Raw genomic sequence first — 15666 nt, 5'->3', positions numbered from 1 at the left:
GCCGAACATGTGGTCAACGCGGGTGGTCTCTGGGCGCGCGAAGTGGGCGCGATGGCGGGGGTCTATCTGCCGCTGCACCCGATGGAGCACCAGTATATCGTCACCGATGAGACCCCCGAGATTTCCGAGCGCGAGACCGAGCATCCGCATGTGATGGACCCGGCCGGAGAATCGTATCTGCGGCAGGAGGGGCGCGGGCTGTGTATCGGGTTCTACGAACAGCCTTGTCGTCCCTGGGCGGTGAATGGCACACCGTGGACTTTTGGCCACGAGCTCTTGCCGGATGACTTTGACAAGATCGAGGAAAGCATTGAATTCGCTTACAAACGCTTTCCGGTTCTGGAGCGTGCCGGCGTCAAATCGGTCATTCACGGCCCCTTCACCTTTGCCCCCGATGGCAACCCGCTGGTCGGCCCGGTGCCGGGGCTTCGCAACTACTGGTCGGCCTGCGGTGTCATGGCGGGCTTCAGCCAAGGGGGTGGCGTGGGCCTGATGCTGGCGCAGTGGATGATCGAGGGAGAATGCGAACGCGACGTGTCGGCGATGGACGTGGCCCGCTTCGGCGATTGGATCAGCCCCGGCTACACCCTCCCGAAAGTCATTGAAAACTATCAGAAAAGGTTTTCGGTCAGCTACCCTAACGAAGAGCTGCCTGCCGCGCGGCCCAATCGCACGACGATGATGTATGACATCTTCGATCGTCTGGGCGCGGTCTGGGGAGCGCAGTTCGGGCTGGAGGTGCCGAACTACTTCGCCCAAGGTGATGAACCGCGCTATGAAACCCCATCGTTCCGCCGTTCGAACGCGTGGGACGCCACCGCACGCGAGGTGAAGGCCGTCCGAGAAGCCGTTGGAATCAATGAGGTTCAGAACTTCGGCAAGTACGAGGTCACCGGCCCAAATGCCCGCGACTGGCTGGACCGGGTCATGGCGGGCCGGGTGCCGAAACCGGGGCGGTTGTCGCTGACGCCAATGCTGTCGCACAAGGGGCGGCTGATCGGGGATTTCACCATCTCGTGTCTCTTGGACACACATTTCCAACTGACCGCCAGCTACGGCGCGCAGGCCTATCACATGCGCTGGTTCGAGCAGAACGCGACCGAGGGTGTGACCGTGCGCAACGTGTCGGACCAGCTGACCGGCTTCCAGATCGCCGGGCCGAACGCCCGCAAGGTGCTGGACGCGGTGACGCGCGATGCCACGGGTCTGAAGTTCATGGATGTGCGGCCCATGACCATCGGCATGACGCCCTGCCTTGTGCAAAGGGTCAGCTATACCGGCGGTCTGGGCTACGAGATCTACTGTGAACCGGTCGCGCAGCGGCAGCTTTGGCACGCGCTCTGGAGTGCCGGGCAGGATCACGGGATGCGGCCCTTCGGGATGCGCGCGATGATGTCGCTCAGGCTCGACAAGTTCTTCGGCTCGTGGCTGTCCGAATTTTCGCCCGATTACACGCCAGCCGAAACAGGGATGGACCGCTTCATCGCGTGGTCAAAGCCCGCTGATTTCATCGGACGGGCCGCCGCCGAGGCGGAACGCGCGGACCCACCCGACCGGGTGCTCTGCGCCTTCGAGGTCGCCGTGAACGACGCCGATGTGCATGCCTACGAGCCGATCTGGATCGACGGCGACGTGCGCGGCTTCTGCACATCGGGCGGCTATTCGCACCACGCGGGCAAATCCATCGCCCTTGGCCTGATCCCGCGCAGCCATGCGACCGAGGGGCAAAAGGCACAGATCGAGATCCTCGGCGAGATGCGTGACGCCACGCTGATCAGCACCCCGCTTTACGACGCTGACGGGGCGCAGATGCGCGGTTAGACTGGGGGCATGACCCAGATAACCCACGTGATTCCCGCCGCCGGTGCCAGTCGCCGGATGGGCGACAGGGACAAGTTGCTGGAACCGGTCGACGGTCTGCCCCTGCTGCGCGTCGTGGCGGAGCGGGCCTTGGCGGTGAGTGAGGATGTGATCGTCACCCTTCCCGATCTGACCCATCCCCGAGCCGATGCGCTGCACGGTCTGGGCGTGACCCAGATCGCGGTGCCCGATGCGCGCAACGGCATGTCCGCCTCATTGCGCCGCGCGGCAAGCGCGGTGTCGCAGGAAGCGGAAGGTGTGATGATCCTGCCCGCAGACATGCCGGACATCACGGAAGACGATCTGCGGCAGGTGCTGCAGGCGTTCGAGGATGCCAGCGGCGAATTCCTGGTTCAGGCCACCGGTGCAGACGGAACGCCCGGACATCCGGTGATCTTTCCGGCGGACCTGATAGCGGAGTTCAAATCCCTGAGCGGTGACGAAGGCGCGCGCGCGATCGTGCACGCCAACCGGACACGCCTGATCCGCGTCGCCCTGCCGTCTGATCATGCGCTGACCGATCTGGACTCGCCGGATGCCTGGACGCTCTGGCGGGCGAACAACCCCGACCGGTAAGATTTGGACAAGGTTGCAGACAAAAAAATGGGACGGCTCTCCCCTACCGTCCCATTTCATTCGATCGCTGCCTCTTTCGGGCGCAATCGGGTGTAAATCTGCCCGGACTTTCGTCGGTAGCGGTGACCCTACTCAAGAATTCCTTCAAGGCAAGACAAAAATGTCGGATTTGTGAGCCCCCTCACCTGCGGCCCTGCAAAAGATGACGTCAGGGAACCCACCACTCTCCGACCCAGCCATCGGACGCCCTGAAAAAAGCGCGTCTGTGCGGATCGACCAACTGCATCAGCTCAATCGATTCGATCTGGCAGGTCAGCACGGTGAACCAGTCGTGGCTGGCCAGCTTGGTATAGGCGCGGGCCTCGGGGATCACCGTGCCGGGGGTCGGAGATGCGCCATAGGCCATGCGCGACCCGTCGGGCACGTTTTGCCAGCGGTCCGCCACCTCTTCGCCCTGCCGGATCGTGACTCGGGTGGACAAGCGGATCTGCAGCTTCGGCTTTTCGTCCCAGATCATCAGCTGCGCATGCGGAATGGCCTTCAGCGAAGCGATCTTGTCCGACCCACCATCGGTATGCACCTCGACCGTGCCATCGCTGCGGCTGGCGCCGCGCAGCACGACGGTGCGGGCCTCGGGCCTGCCGTCCGGCGACACGGTGGCAAAGGCCGGGTGCCGCGCCGCCGCGCGCCGGTCGGCGACGCCGCGCGACAGCCGCTGCCAGCCCAGATCGAGGAAGGCGGCAAGGTCGTTGTGATCACTCATAACCCGTCATCTCCAGATAGCCGCGCCCCTCGTGCGATCCCTCCACGATCACCGGCCCTTCCCAATATGGGATGGACAGCGCCATCCAGGCATCGGGGTTGAGCGCTGTGACCGTCACGTCGACCCCCTTGTCCGGCAGTTGCACCTCCCATGTGGTCGGCACCTCGCGTCCCGCGACTTCGTGCCAGTCCAGAGGTTGCGCCGCGAAGGCGCCATCGGGATAGGCCGTCGTCGTTCCGTCCGGCGCGATCCATGTGGCCGAGGTGAACGCGCCGCCATCGTCTTCGCGCAACAGGAACCCCATGAGCTTTTCTCCGGTCTCGAAGGACAGCGAAAACCAGTCCCACCCCGATTGCGTCTCGGCCAAGGGCTGCGACGACCATTCGCGGTCGAGCCAAGCGGTTCCGGTCACCGGCACATCGCCCTGCGGCAGGGTCAGCGTGCCCGCCACCTCATAATAGGGTTGCGAATAGTAATAGCTCGCCTGCCCCTGAGCCGATTTGACCGAAAAGCCGTCTTCGCCATGAAACACCAGCGGCCCTTTGGCCTGCAGGCCCAGATCATAGGCGAACGCGTCCCCCCGCGCGGTCAGGGTCACGTTGTCAAAGGACGGCCCCGCCATCTGCCAGTCGTCGATCCAGGCGTCGAAGGGATCAACCGTCACACCCGCCTGCCCGATCCCACCGCGTGCGATGCGTTCGGCCACCAGATGGCGATCCGGCGTCGTGACGGCGGCATGCGCGAACCAGACCTGCGGGTCGGACCAGCCTTCGCGGGTTTCCGGTGCCAGTGCCGACCGGAACAACGTCCATTGCACGCCGTAAAGCGTTCCATCCGGTCCGGTCAGGTTGGCCGTCAGATACCACCACTCGATGCGGTACTCGGGATGCGCGCCGTGGTCCTGCGGGAAGTCGAAGGCAGGGTTCGGGGTCGGCACGGCAAAGCCCTCGGCATCGGTGCCCAACCCGGCAAAGCCCTGCGCCGCGGCCTGCACCGGCAGCCAGAGCATCAGAAGAAGCGCTCTAACGATCATTTGCAAACACCTTGAGCAAGTCCGATGGCGGCGTGCGGGCCAGCCGGATCGCGGGCCAGAGCGCGGCCAATGCCGCCGCAAGCAGTGCAAAGAGCGTCAGCAGCGCGTAATGGCTGGGGAACAGGTACATCGGCAGCTTCCACCCAAACGCCTCCACGTTGACGTAGGACAAGAGCACCCATGCCAGCAGCAGGCCCAGCGGGATCGCAAGCACGGTGGTCACCAGCGCCAGCACCAGCGCGCGCAGCAGTTCCAACTGTCCCAGCGTGCGCCGCGTCAGCCCAAGCGCCCAGGCGGGCGCAAGCTGTGGCACCCGGATCGACGCGAGGGTCAAAAGGCTCATCAGGATGGCAAAGGCCGCAACCGCCAGCGTCAGCACATTGAGCGCGCCGGTGACGGTGAAGGTCCGTTCGAACACCGCGATCGAGAACGCCTTGATCCTCGACTGGTCGGTGATCGCCGTTTCGGGCAAGCCGTAATCATTGGTCAGGCGCGTGCGCAACGCCGCCGGATCGTCGGTGCGCACACCGAACGACAGCGGGACGATCTCCGGGAACAGGTCGCGAAACAGCCGCTCCGAGATCAGCGCCTGACCCAGCGGGTTGCCGTAATCGGCGACGATGGCGGCGATGGGCAGCGTCAGGTCGGGTGCGATGGTCACCGGGTCGCCGGTCCACAGACCCGCCCGCCGCGCCAGTTGCTCGCTGACCACCACCGCCTCGCCCTCTGCGACGCGATCCCAGACATCCGGTGTCTCGGCCAGGAACAGCCAGTTCTCGCGATAGGTCGGGCCGACGCGCACTCCGAAAAGGTCCGAGGGCACGCCCGCGATATCGGTTTCGACCGACAGAAGCGGCAGGACTTCGCGCGCATTGGCGATCAGATAGGCTTCAAGATCAGGGCTTTGCGCGGCGTCCTCGATGCGGATGAACAGTTCGGGCGCAAGCCGCTGATCAAGGAAATCGACAAAGGTCACGCGAAAGCTCGACACCATGGTCGAGACACCGACATTCGCCGCCGTGGCAAGCAGTAGCGCCATCAGAGCAAGGCTCATCCCCGGTACCTGCTGCCGCGTATCGGCCCAGAACCATTGCCACACCGCGCTGTGCGCCATCCTGTCGGCCAGCGTCACGGCCCCGCGCAGCACCAGCGGCAGCATCAGCGCCGCACCGATCAGCAGGCAGGCCAGCAGGGCAAACCCCAGCGTCAGCCCCTGCCCCCAGATCGCGATGCCTGCACCGGCCCCGAACAGCACGCCGGCGATGGCCCCCAACCGCCACGCCGTCACACCCGACGCCACCGCCCAGGCACGGGGCCGGCCGCTCGAGAGAAGCGGCATTTGCGCGATCTTCCACAGCGCACCCGACGCCGCCAGACCGGTGCCGACAACGGCGATCGCCATGCCCGACAGCCACCATTCCGGGCGCAGTTGCAACGTGCCCGCCACGGTCGCGCCATACAGCCCTTGCAGCGTCGCGGCGACGTTCGGCAACAGCACGGCGGCGATGACATAGCCCAGGGCCACGCCGATCCCGCCCGCCACAAGGGCGAAGATCACCAGTTCCACGATCATCAGCCAGATCAGCGTGATCAGCGGCACACCCAGCGCCCGCAAGGTCCGGACCATGCCGCGCCGCTGCTCGAACGCAAGGCTGATGGTCCCGTGCACGATGAAGATGCCCACCGCAAAGCTGAGCAATCCGAAGGCGGTCAGGTTCAGGTGAAAGCTGTCGGTCAACCGGTCCGCGCCCGCGTCCTGCGCGGGCTGCCGGACAAGACCGGGCGCAACCGTGGCAATGTCCGGCAGGCCCATCGGCTGCACCCGCGCGACGATCAGGCGGCTCAGCTGGCCTTCGGCATCGAGCAATTGCTGCGCAACGCCGATATCGGTCAGCGCCACCCCCGGCGCCACGGACGGATCGGCGATCACCCGTTGCGACACGGCACCTTCCAAAGCGCCGGTCATATCCGGGGCCACGAACACCACGCCGCGCGTCAGGAAATCGTCGAGGGTCGCGTCCTCCTGCATGCCCACCGGCGCGATGCCGCCCGGTGCGGTCAGCGGATCAAGCCCGACGATCCGGACCGGGCCGTCATCTGTCGACAGCCGCCCTTCGAGCACCGGCGACACCTGCCATCCGGTGCGGCGCAGTGCGATATAGGTGGACTGGTCGATCCGGTCCCCGGCGCGCGGCACAAGCTGATCGAACTGGCCTTCGCCCAGCGTGGCCGCCGCCGCATCATAGCTGGCGCGGGCCTCGGCGTTGATCGCCTGCACACCGGACCAGAGCGCGGTGGCCAGGGCCAGCCCGCTGATGAGCGCGAAGAACTGCACCTTGTTGCGCCGCCAATGCGACAGAAGCGCGGTCAGCGTCGTCCAGGTCACACCACGTGACCCTGGCTCAGATGCACATGCCGGCCCATGCGGCGCGCCACTGTCTGCGAATGGGTCACCATCAGAAGCGCCGCCCCGGTTTCGTGCACCAGCGCCAGCATCTGGTCCAGCACCTCGGACGCCGTGGCCTCGTCAAGATTGCCTGTCGGCTCGTCCGCCAGCACAAGCCCGGGCCGGGCGCACAGGGTACGGGCAATCGCCACGCGCTGCTGCTGGCCACCCGACAGCGCCTCGGGATACTTGGACACATGGTCGTTCAGGCCCAATGCCGCGGAAAGGCGCGCCGCGTGCTCCGCATCGAACGTCCCCGACAGACGCGCCTGGAACGCGATATTCGCCTCGACCGTCAGCGACGGGATCAGGTTGAACTGCTGGAAGATCACCCCGACATCCGACCGCCGCAGCGCCGCGCGCTCGGTGTCGCGCATCACCGTGATGTCGTGTCCGCCGACATGGATGGTGCCGCTGTCCACCGTGTCGAGACCTCCGATCAGGTGCAAGAGCGTGCTCTTGCCGGATCCGGATTCCCCCGTCAGCGCCAGCGTTTCACCCCGCTCCATCATCAGCGACACGCCCCGCAGAACGGGCACGTCGCCTTCTGCGCCGGGGAAGGATTTGGTCACGTCCTGCACATTCAAAACCATGCGACTGAGCTATCACGCCCTGCAGAAAGGAAAAGCCCGACCGCGCAAAAAGCACCGGCACACTTTGCCGCGTCGGCGCGCGGTGCTATTTCCGAACGCATGTCTGTGTTCATCCTCACCCCGGAGACCGTCTGGAACCCCAAGGCGCTCGAAACCGGATCGGTTCCGCGCAAGGTGCTGCATCGCATCGCGTTCCTGCCCAGGGGCGGCGGCGCGGCGATGGTCGCGCGGGTGATCTTCGAGAACGAACCCCTGCGCTACTTCATTGCGCTCTCGCCCTTCGTGGCGGCCATGTTCATCTGGCGCGACCTGGCCTTGCCGATCTCGCAGGCGCCCGTGGCGATGATCATCGTCATCGGGTTCTTCGAGATGAAGGTGCTGCGCCTGTCACCCGACAAGCGCGCGAAACTGATCTCCGAGGACGATGCCGCACGGGTGCTCGACACGCTGAATTACCGCGCGCGGCGGGTGCTGACACGGATCGCCGCCCATCGCGACCAGACGCGCGGCGACCTGATGCTGGTGGTCGAACAATCCGAACTGGCCCATGTGACGCCCCTCACCCTCGTGTCGGTGCAGACAAGCGAGGGCAAGCCGCGCATCCTGTCGCTTGACCCGGCAGAGCGCGACCTGATCGCGGAGCACCTCTTCGACGCCACGTTCACCGCGGGCGACCTGCACCGCGCGAACCTGCGCGACGACACCTTCCTGCGCGCGGTGACCTTCGACACGCGCGGTGTCTCGGGCCATGCGCGTCTGGCGGCGCTGCTGGATGCGCCCGCGCCCGAGGAAGCCCCCGCATGAGCGTGAACGCCCAGACCCTGTCCGCCGGCGACGCGCTCGAGGTGCTGCACGCCGCATGGGAGGCGCAGCGCAGCGGCGCGCTGATGACGTCCTGGATGCTGCACGGCAAACCCGGCGTCGGGAAAACGCAGCTGGTCCAGACACTTGCCGACCGGATCGGCGCCGCTCTTTACGACATCCGCCTGACCACGATCGAACCGCAGGACCTGCGCGGCCTGCCCTACTACGACCACGAGACCCGCAAGACGCTCTGGTACCGGCCCGAGGATCTGCCGGACAGCCCCGACACGCCTGCCGTGCTGTTTCTCGACGAACTCACCGCCGCGTCGCCCTACCTGCAACCCACCGTCTACGGGTTGTTGCAGGAACGCCGCGTCGGTCGGCACACGCTGCCCGACAGCGTGTTTGTCGTCGCCGCCGGCAACACGGTTGAAGATGGCGCGGTGGCCTACGAGATGGGCACGGCGCTGTCGGACCGGCTGGTGCATCTGCATGTCACCGCCAACGCCAAGGACTGGCTGGAACGCTACGCGGTGGACCAGTCGCTGCATCCGGCGGTCACGGCGTTCCTGCGCGCGCGCCCCGATCTTCTGGACAGCACCGAAGACAGCCTGCGACGCGGCGAGATGATCGCCTGCACGCCCCGGTCCTGGGAACGGGTGAGCCAGATCATGCGCGCGGTGCCGGACCGGCGCATCCGCGACACGATGGTGGCTGGCACCGTCGGTCTGGCCCCTTCTGCCGAGTTCGCCCGCGTGGCCGACGAACTGGACGCAATGGTCACGGTGCAGGACATGCTGGCCGCGCCGCGCAAAGACCGCGCAGAGCTGTATCCCGACACGCTGAACGGGTTGGTGGGCCTGATCTACGGGCTGCTGGCGCAGACCGATGCCGACACGATCGGCGATGTGATCGAGGTCATGGCCGACATGCGCAGGCTGAAATCCGACCGGCTGCAATCGCTGCCGCTTGGCGAATTGACCAGCTTCGGCTTCGAGCTTCTGATCCGCAAGGCGCTGGCGCAAGACCTGCAAGAGGCGTTTCGCAGCTCTTCCGCCTATGCCGAATATGCGCAGGATCGGGCCGAGGCCGGGGCGCTTTAGCCATGTCCGGTCCGCACAGCCAACGCGCCCGCGCGGCGCTGGCGCAGATGGGCGATGCGGATCCGGCGATTGCCGCGCTGGCCTTATGGTGCGGCCATCGTGACCACGAGGCCGAAACCGAAACCAACGGCGATACAATACTTTACGGGCCGTCCTTCACGCAGCTTTCGCTTCCTGAACAGATCGGTCTGGCCGCCCATCATGTCCTGCACGTGGCGCTGCGCCACTCTGCGCGACAGGCCGAGATGGCAACGCGGCTTGGACGCGGGTTCAAGCCAAGGCTCTACACGCTGGCTGCCGATGCCATCGTCAACGAGGCGCTTCTGGCGGGCGGTCACGCGCTGCCCCGGCCAGCGGTGCGCGCGAAAGAGCTGATCGACCTGCTGCCCGGCCTGGACACTTTGGCCCCGAACATCCTTGCGGACTGGGATACCGACCGTCTGTATCACGCGCTGGCCGCCCCGATGGACGGCGACCCGTCGCGCCTCGACCCCAGGCTCGACGACTACATGATGAAACGCCGCTTCGCCCCCGACCTGACCAGCAAGGGCCGGTTCGAGACCCAAAGCGACCTTTGGGCCACCCGCGTCGATCAGGCATTGGAGCTTGGCCGGTCCGCCGGGATCGGCATCGGCCCGGCCCTGATCCGGTTCGGCGATCTTCCCCAGGCGACAATCGCGTGGGAACTGCGCCTGCGCCGGCTATTGCTCAAGGCCGCGAGCGACGTCCCGCGCCTGTCAAGCAAACGCCCGGCCGCGCGCTGGATCGCGCAGGAGTCTCTCGCCCGGCGCGCAGCCACCCCGCCCCCCGCCTTTCAGCCCGGTCTGTCCCGTGACGTGCAACGTCCGCGCATCGTGGTGGCGCTCGACACGTCCAGTTCGGTGACGGACAGCCAGCTCGATCTCTTTGCCGCCGAAGCCTTGGGCATCCAGCGCCGGAGCGACGCCGAGCTGCACCTGATCGGATTCGACACCGAAATTCACAGCCAGACGCGGCTGGACCGGCCCGAGGCGCTGACCCGGCTCGACCTGCGGCGCGGCGGTGGAACCGATTTCGGACCGGTCTTCGCCCTTTGCCAGCGGCTCGCCCCGTCGCTCCTGGTGGTGCTGACCGACCTTGACGCGCCGGTACCGGCACAGCCATCCCATGCCGTTGTCTGGACGGTGCCGACCCCTGTCGTCCGGCCACCATCCTTTGGAACGGTGCTGGTGATGGACAGGTGAACGGCGCGGGTGCAGCGATGCGCAGGTGGCGCAACAGCGTTTCCGAAATCCGGCCGTGATTCTGGGCAGGACGCCTTGGGGCCCTCGTCACGACCATTCGACGAGTCTCATGTGATACATGAAGAAAACACTTCAAGCGATTGGTACCCAAGGTCGGACTCGAACCGACAAGGCCGTTAAGCCGGGGGATTTTGAATTCTTTCGAAATCTTTTAATTACAACAGCTTAGATTAATCAGCTCCCAACGATCCGGTTGCAAAAATAGACATATGTGGGAGTCAGTAATCTTAGACCTACCAAGACAAGATCAGCAAGTGGTCACCGTATTGGCTATCTCATACACGAAAAAATACGGAGTTTTACTGAACGACTACCGGCTGGCGCCGGTAGGATCAGCGATGTGCTGTTCCAGGTACTGAAGTACAATGTCTTCCGTGATGGCACCGTTGGTGGTTGAAAAGTACCCTCGCCCCCGAAATCGGCAGCCCCAGTAGCGCTTTCGGATGGCTGGAAACTCCCGTTGCACCTTGTGGGACGAACGGCCCTCATCTTGCGCACCAGATCGGAGATGGCGAGCTTCGGCGGCACTGAGACGAACATGTGGACGTGATCGCTCGACAGCACCCCGCGCAAGATGTCGACCTCGTTCTCGCGGCAGACCTGCCGGCAGATGTCGCGCACCCGCAGTCTCAGTGCCCCCGTCAGCACCGTGTAACGGTACTTGGTCGACCAGACGATGTGGTAGCGGTGATAGAAAACGCAGTGTTTGCCGGTGTCATATTGCATGACGCGATTCTTTCACGCTGAAGCGGTTCCGACTGGAAGTCGGAGGGTTTGCTCCAGGGCGTGGATACTGAAAGCTGCGGGGCATGGCGGAGACGGAACCGCGCGGTCAGTCACGTTCGACGGGGATGAGAACCTCGTTGCGGCGATAGGGCGGCAGGGTCCAAGGCGGGTTGTAACCGGCAATTTCGGCCGGCCCCGTCGCCCTCAGGCCTTTGCGCGCCAGCCAGTCGCGCAGCCGGGCTTCCTCGGTCGAGGCTCGCTGGGTCAGGAAACCGGAATAGCGTACCACAGCGACTCGGCGCGGCGGGATCGTCGTCAGCGAGACGCGCGCATCGGTCGGTACCGGCGCGGTCAGGGGGGTCAGGCCCTCGGGCAGGACAAAGATCATATTGCCCGCGCCTTCCCGGTCTTGCAGAACCGGTGCGGTCATCGCGATCTTGGCGCCATCGGCGCTTTCGGTGTTCAGGACTGGCGCTGTCACAGCGATGTCGCGCGCGCCGCTATTGGCGCCAGAAATGTAGTGAAGGACGCACCGGCTGACGCCGGTGGCATCATTTGGAGGAATGTAATTCCAGGTATTGTCTGATCACGTCGTCGGTCACGTTCCCGGAGGTCGTGGAGAAATACCCACGCGCCCAAAAGCGCCTGCCCCAGTAGCGCTTGCGCAGGTCGGGAAACTCCATCTGGATGCGGCGGGATGAGCGGCCCTTGATGCGCTGCATGACATCGGACAGGGACAACTTCGGCGGGATTGACAGGAACATGTGGACATGATCGCGCGCCAACACACCCTTCACGATATGGACACCCAGCTCTTCGCACGTCTGGATAATGATTTCTCGGATCCGCTCGCGCATTGCGCCCTTTAAAACCTTGTACCGATACTTCGTCGCCCACACGACGTGGTATCTGTGATAGAATCGCGTGTGCGCGGATGACGAGTAGCGCATGATCTTCCTCCCCAGAATCTGAAGCCATACCCTTTCGGGGGCTTCAGATTCTGGGGAGGAAGATCACATCAGATTCGCTGAAGCGGACCGGCTGGAAGCCGGTGGCTTCGATCCATTAGGTGGAAAGTGAAATTGACGTTCTCGAGATGTTTGCGGCCTGCATGCCCGTGTTGATGATCGCGATCATCAAGGCAGGCGTACCTGTGCAGCCTCAGCTCGGGAAATGGCCACAGATGTCGGAGGCTTCGATGAATTGCGGCGTGCCGTTGATCGATGTCGACAGCCGAATGCTGAGCGACAATAGCGCCGAAAGGGCCCCTTCGGAACCAAACCAATACTCGGCAGTTACTTGTATTGTTGCAAGTAGATTACTGTTAAATAGTTCACCTGGGTGGGGGTGTCTCCACCCGGGTTTCTTCAATTTTTGGGATTGTTCCGAGCAAGAAGAGCTTCAGCGTGGTGGATGCTTCGCCCCGATCTCTCTGCCGTCGAAGATCGCAGGTGAAGTCGATCACACTCCCTACCGGAACAGACCCATGGCCCCTCGAGGCCGGACACTCGATCGAACCAGTAGCCCGACGAAAAAGGTGCCAAGGCAGAAAAGAGCCAGCCTTTCAACGAAGAGGACCTTTTTCGTCAGGCGTCGTGACTCAGAGAAAGCCCTCAGCGTCGAGCCCACCGTCACCGGCCCGGACGAGCGCGCTCGCGATCATGCCGGCATCGCGTAGCCAAACGTAGCGGTAGTCGTAGTTCCGCGTCCCGCCCGGAATCTCGGGAAGGGACGTCGTAGCCGCCGCGACCATGCCTCCGGTCGGCTCGTAGGTCAGCATACGGAGCGCCCGGAGCGAGTCGGCGATCTCACGGCCGTAGATTTCCGGTTGCGGTTTCCCCGCGATCAGATCCCATGCAGCGAGCGAGAGGTCGCGCCAGCGCTGCAGGGTGGCGAGATCCGGCGGAGGTTCGGGTGCGTCATCCGCCAGCACCGGCCGGGCCTCTCGCCCGCCGGAACCGAGCAGAGGATGTCCTCCCCGGTCATGGTGAGGGGATGCGAGGCGTGGACCGTGCCGCCGTTCTCGATCGCGAACGACTTGTCGGCGAGCCGCACCGGAACCGCCGCGCCACGCCCGAAATCGGGGCGCGGCGCCAGGCGCAACTCGAACGCCACGGGAGCGGGCGACACCAAGCAGCAGAGCACGCCCGAGGGCGCATCGCCGAAGTTGAGCCAGTCCGTGACCGTGACCGTGACCTTCCCGCCGCCGATCGAGAGGCGGGTGTGCAGGACGCCGCTCTCCCCGAGGTAGGAGCGCCCGAGCGACGCCATGCCGGGCGCGGTGAGGCGGTGTGCTCAATGTTCATCGAGAAATCCTCTGTTAGTCGAGGTAAATGAACGGACGCGATGGCACGTTCTGAAACATCACTTTGGTGGGAACGGTCGTGCCTTCCTACAACAATCGTCAGCTTCTGCGGCCCGGGGATGCGCGGCCGACAAGCCACTCGTTCAGATCGCGTTGTGCGGTTTCCAGCGTCTCAACATTGATTGCGCGCGTCACAAGGGCACGGTGCAGCGCCCGAACCCGTTTGTTCAACGTCAACCCCGCATCCAGATCAGAATCAACGCCGAGTTTCTCATAAAGCGACAGAAGCCGGTTTTGCACTGTGCGCAGTGACATACCCCGACGCTCTGCAATCAGCCTGTCTTGGAGGCCAAGGGCAAGGTCCATCAGCACGGCATATTCGCTGTCATCAAGCCGCGCCCGCTGTATGTCGCCCCGGTTCTGCTGGCGGTGAATTTCGCGATCGACCATGATCTGCCCTTCGATCAACACGGCCCTCAGCGACAGTTTCAGACGTTCGCGCGAGGCGGTCTTGAGGACATATCCGTAGGCCGTGTCCGGTGGGACGACCTTGGCGATGCCGCGCAGATAGGCCTCGTCGGCGTAGTTGGACCAGAACATGATACGGCTGTCAGGTCGTTCCGACCAGATCGTGCGCGCGGCCTCGATGCCGTTCCGATCGGCCATCTGCAGGTCCATGACGATGGCATCGACGCCGGGTTGACGAGCGGCCTCCTCGCCTTCCAGCCCGTCGGAGGCGCTGATGATCTCGGTCACTTCTGGCAAAGCCTCAGACAGCGCGTCCTGCAGATAGCTGCCGTGAAACTGGTCGTCTTCGACGATCAGGACTTTCATGCCTGTCCCTCCAGCAGGACGCGCACGACGCAACCTGGGTCGCTGGCAACATCCAACTCTGCCGAGATCAGGCTGGCCCGCGTCCGCATGTGTGCCAGCCCAGACGTGCGCGCGGGTGCGGTCGGCAGCCCGGAGCCGTCATCGCGGATCGTCAAAACCAGACCGGAGGCAGGCGCTGGTTCTATCCTGACTTCGATGCGCGATGCACGGGAATGGCGTGCGGCGTTGTTGATCGCCTCTTGCGCGATGCGGAAAAGAGCGGTGCGAATGGTGCCATTCAGCCTGTCCGGCGCGTTGTCCGACAGGTCGATCACCTCGGCAACAATCGCAGCACCGCCCACGGCTCGTTCCAGATGCACGCGCACCGCGTGCACGAAACCGAAGAGTTCCAACAGCGTGGGCACGGCCGTGTCGATGATGCGACGTAGATCGGCGATGATCTCGGAAATGCGCCGGTCCAGATCCGCCCGGTTCGGCGTCGCGCCTTCCTCGATCTCGCGCATCAGGCGGGTGAGGTCTGCGAGCGTCTGGTCGTGCAGGTCCATGCCGATGCGCTGGCGTTCCTGTTCCAGCGCCTGCGTCAGTTCCAGCGCGCCGCGCCGCAAACCTTCCTCACGCGCCTGCGCCTCTTGGCCGATCCGGGCGGCGCGCTGTTCGCGCTCGGCTGTTTGCAGTGCGTGCAGGTACGGGCCCAGAATATCCGCCACGTTCTGCGCCAGCTGGACGGTTTCCTGATCGTAGCGTCCCGGTGTTGAATGCGACAGGTTCAGCGTACCAATCGTGCGCCCCATCACCTTGAGAAGGACATGCACCCGCGACCGCAGCGTATGATGGAAAATCGGCTCTGAAACGGCGCCCTCGAAGGTCTGGCGGGGATCCTGCATCGCGTCGTCGCACAACATGGAATCGCAGTGCCCGTTAAACAGATCGCGCACCGGCGAGGCTTCGATCCGAGTGCGCGTGCGCGACCAGCGCGTGGTGATGCCGACCTCGTAACTGGCCAGCCAGCCGGGCCGGTCGATCAGGCACAGGTCGGCATGGGTGAAGGGGATGACCTCTGATATCTCGTCCGCGACAGCCTGTAACGCCGAGGCAATATCAGTCCGGTCGGCCAGATGCGCCGAGATGCGCAAGAAAGCATCATCGCGCGCGGGCGGCGCGGTTGTCCGGTTCATGTCGCTGTCCTCCTCCCGGTGACGCGGCTGCGTCGGTGCTAATGTTACAAGTCAAACGCGGAAAGGAAACGATACATCGCGCAATTCGCTTGCGGGTTCCCGCAACAGGTCTGCGGCGGCATGCCTTTACAACTGCGGGCGTCAGGTCCCATCACTGAGATATCC

Annotated in this window: 15 protein-coding genes and 1 pseudogene; 5 read left to right on the top strand and 11 right to left on the bottom strand. The window is 64.5% G+C overall.

The window, feature by feature from the left end; genetic code table 11:
- The coding region (locus LCF60_RS12210) for an FAD-dependent oxidoreductase (RefSeq protein ID WP_292292084.1) at positions 1-1821 on the top strand (1821 nt) is incomplete at its 5' end.
- Positions 1822-1830: 9 nt separating this feature from the next.
- The gene (locus tag LCF60_RS12205; RefSeq protein WP_292292082.1) at positions 1831-2436 is read left to right on the top strand and encodes a nucleotidyltransferase family protein; all 606 of its coding nucleotides are present in this window, start codon (positions 1831-1833) and stop codon (positions 2434-2436) included.
- A 208-nt stretch (positions 2437-2644) separates the two neighbouring features.
- On the opposite strand, the gene LCF60_RS12200 is transcribed toward LCF60_RS12205, so the two are convergent.
- The 4 genes from LCF60_RS12200 to LCF60_RS12185 are packed head-to-tail and all read right to left on the bottom strand — an operon-like array spanning position 2645 to position 7271.
- A complete protein-coding gene (locus LCF60_RS12200) occupies positions 2645-3199 on the bottom strand; it encodes a pyridoxamine 5'-phosphate oxidase family protein (protein WP_292292081.1) in 555 nt (184 codons plus the stop codon).
- The gene (locus LCF60_RS12195) at positions 3192-4232 is read right to left on the bottom strand and encodes a lipocalin-like domain-containing protein (RefSeq protein WP_292292080.1); all 1041 of its coding nucleotides are present in this window, start codon (positions 4230-4232) and stop codon (positions 3192-3194) included. Before LCF60_RS12195 ends, LCF60_RS12200 begins: the two co-directional genes overlap by 8 nt.
- A complete protein-coding gene (locus LCF60_RS12190) occupies positions 4222-6618 on the bottom strand; it encodes an ABC transporter permease (protein ID WP_292292079.1) in 2397 nt (798 codons plus the stop codon). The genes LCF60_RS12195 and LCF60_RS12190 overlap by 11 nt, the downstream gene beginning before the upstream one ends.
- Complete coding sequence (locus LCF60_RS12185) at positions 6615-7271, bottom strand: ABC transporter ATP-binding protein (protein WP_292292078.1); 657 nt, start codon at positions 7269-7271, stop codon at positions 6615-6617. The genes LCF60_RS12190 and LCF60_RS12185 overlap by 4 nt, the downstream gene beginning before the upstream one ends.
- Positions 7272-7370: 99 nt before the next feature.
- On the opposite strand from LCF60_RS12185, the gene LCF60_RS12180 reads away from it, so the two are divergent.
- The 3 genes from LCF60_RS12180 to LCF60_RS12170 are packed head-to-tail and all read left to right on the top strand — an operon-like array spanning position 7371 to position 10401.
- Complete coding sequence (locus LCF60_RS12180) at positions 7371-8075, top strand: hypothetical protein (protein WP_292292076.1); 705 nt, start codon at positions 7371-7373, stop codon at positions 8073-8075.
- On the top strand, positions 8072-9178 hold the full coding sequence (locus tag LCF60_RS12175) for a MoxR family ATPase (protein WP_292292074.1): 1107 nt from the start codon (positions 8072-8074) through the stop codon (positions 9176-9178). Before LCF60_RS12180 ends, LCF60_RS12175 begins: the two co-directional genes overlap by 4 nt.
- Before the next feature lie 2 nt (positions 9179-9180).
- Entirely contained in the window at positions 9181-10401 is a 1221-nt protein-coding gene (locus tag LCF60_RS12170; protein ID WP_292292073.1) for a VWA-like domain-containing protein, read from the top strand.
- Between the two features lie 370 nt (positions 10402-10771).
- Here the strand turns inward: LCF60_RS12170 and tnpA (LCF60_RS12165) are convergent.
- The 7 genes and pseudogenes from tnpA (LCF60_RS12165) to LCF60_RS12135 form a co-directional block, all read right to left on the bottom strand.
- Positions 10772-11187: pseudogene (gene tnpA, locus LCF60_RS12165) on the bottom strand (IS200/IS605 family transposase).
- Positions 11188-11293: 106 nt separating this feature from the next.
- Positions 11294-11668 carry a heme-binding protein gene (locus tag LCF60_RS12160; protein WP_363318408.1) on the bottom strand — a complete coding sequence of 125 codons (375 nt, stop codon included), beginning with the start codon at positions 11666-11668 and terminating at the stop codon, positions 11294-11296.
- 70 nt (positions 11669-11738) lie between these two features.
- On the bottom strand, positions 11739-12137 hold the full coding sequence (gene tnpA, locus LCF60_RS12155) for an IS200/IS605 family transposase (protein ID WP_292292072.1): 399 nt from the start codon (positions 12135-12137) through the stop codon (positions 11739-11741).
- A 650-nt stretch (positions 12138-12787) separates the two neighbouring features.
- Positions 12788-13120 carry a glycoside hydrolase family 15 protein gene (locus tag LCF60_RS12150; protein WP_292292070.1) on the bottom strand — a complete coding sequence of 111 codons (333 nt, stop codon included), beginning with the start codon at positions 13118-13120 and terminating at the stop codon, positions 12788-12790.
- Positions 13033-13458, bottom strand: a complete 426-nt coding sequence (locus tag LCF60_RS12145) for a hypothetical protein (protein WP_292292090.1) — start codon at positions 13456-13458, stop codon at positions 13033-13035. The genes LCF60_RS12150 and LCF60_RS12145 overlap by 88 nt, the downstream gene beginning before the upstream one ends.
- A gap of 133 nt (positions 13459-13591) precedes the next feature.
- Entirely contained in the window at positions 13592-14326 is a 735-nt protein-coding gene (locus LCF60_RS12140; RefSeq protein WP_292292068.1) for a response regulator transcription factor, read from the bottom strand.
- Positions 14323-15501: an ATP-binding protein gene (locus LCF60_RS12135; RefSeq protein ID WP_292292066.1), complete on the bottom strand. Its 1179-nt coding sequence runs from the start codon at positions 15499-15501 to the stop codon at positions 14323-14325. Before LCF60_RS12135 ends, LCF60_RS12140 begins: the two co-directional genes overlap by 4 nt.
- Between the last annotated feature and the right edge of the window lie 165 nt (positions 15502-15666).

This window comes from Marivita sp. (genome assembly GCF_020055635.1).
Taxonomy (GTDB): domain Bacteria; phylum Pseudomonadota; class Alphaproteobacteria; order Rhodobacterales; family Rhodobacteraceae; genus Marivita.
This window is presented reverse-complemented; position numbering and strand designations above follow the sequence as displayed.

What these genes read in the sequence shown, in the direction of transcription:
- LCF60_RS12205 (WP_292292082.1), top strand. Translation starts at nt 1,831, where the DNA reads ATGACCCAGATAACCCACGTGATTCCCGCCGCCGGTGCCAGTCGCCGG.
- LCF60_RS12200 (WP_292292081.1), bottom strand. Translation starts at nt 3,199, where the DNA reads ATGAGTGATCACAACGACCTTGCCGCCTTCCTCGATCTGGGCTGGCAG.
- LCF60_RS12195 (WP_292292080.1), bottom strand. Translation starts at nt 4,232, where the DNA reads ATGATCGTTAGAGCGCTTCTTCTGATGCTCTGGCTGCCGGTGCAGGCC.
- LCF60_RS12185 (WP_292292078.1), bottom strand. Translation starts at nt 7,271, where the DNA reads ATGGTTTTGAATGTGCAGGACGTGACCAAATCCTTCCCCGGCGCAGAA.
- LCF60_RS12180 (WP_292292076.1), top strand. Translation starts at nt 7,371, where the DNA reads ATGTCTGTGTTCATCCTCACCCCGGAGACCGTCTGGAACCCCAAGGCG.
- LCF60_RS12175 (WP_292292074.1), top strand. Translation starts at nt 8,072, where the DNA reads ATGAGCGTGAACGCCCAGACCCTGTCCGCCGGCGACGCGCTCGAGGTG.
- LCF60_RS12170 (WP_292292073.1), top strand. Translation starts at nt 9,181, where the DNA reads ATGTCCGGTCCGCACAGCCAACGCGCCCGCGCGGCGCTGGCGCAGATG.
- tnpA (WP_292292072.1), bottom strand. Translation starts at nt 12,137, where the DNA reads ATGCGCTACTCGTCATCCGCGCACACGCGATTCTATCACAGATACCAC.
- LCF60_RS12145 (WP_292292090.1), bottom strand. Translation starts at nt 13,458, where the DNA reads ATGGCGTCGCTCGGGCGCTCCTACCTCGGGGAGAGCGGCGTCCTGCAC.
- LCF60_RS12140 (WP_292292068.1), bottom strand. Translation starts at nt 14,326, where the DNA reads ATGAAAGTCCTGATCGTCGAAGACGACCAGTTTCACGGCAGCTATCTG.
- LCF60_RS12135 (WP_292292066.1), bottom strand. Translation starts at nt 15,501, where the DNA reads ATGAACCGGACAACCGCGCCGCCCGCGCGCGATGATGCTTTCTTGCGC.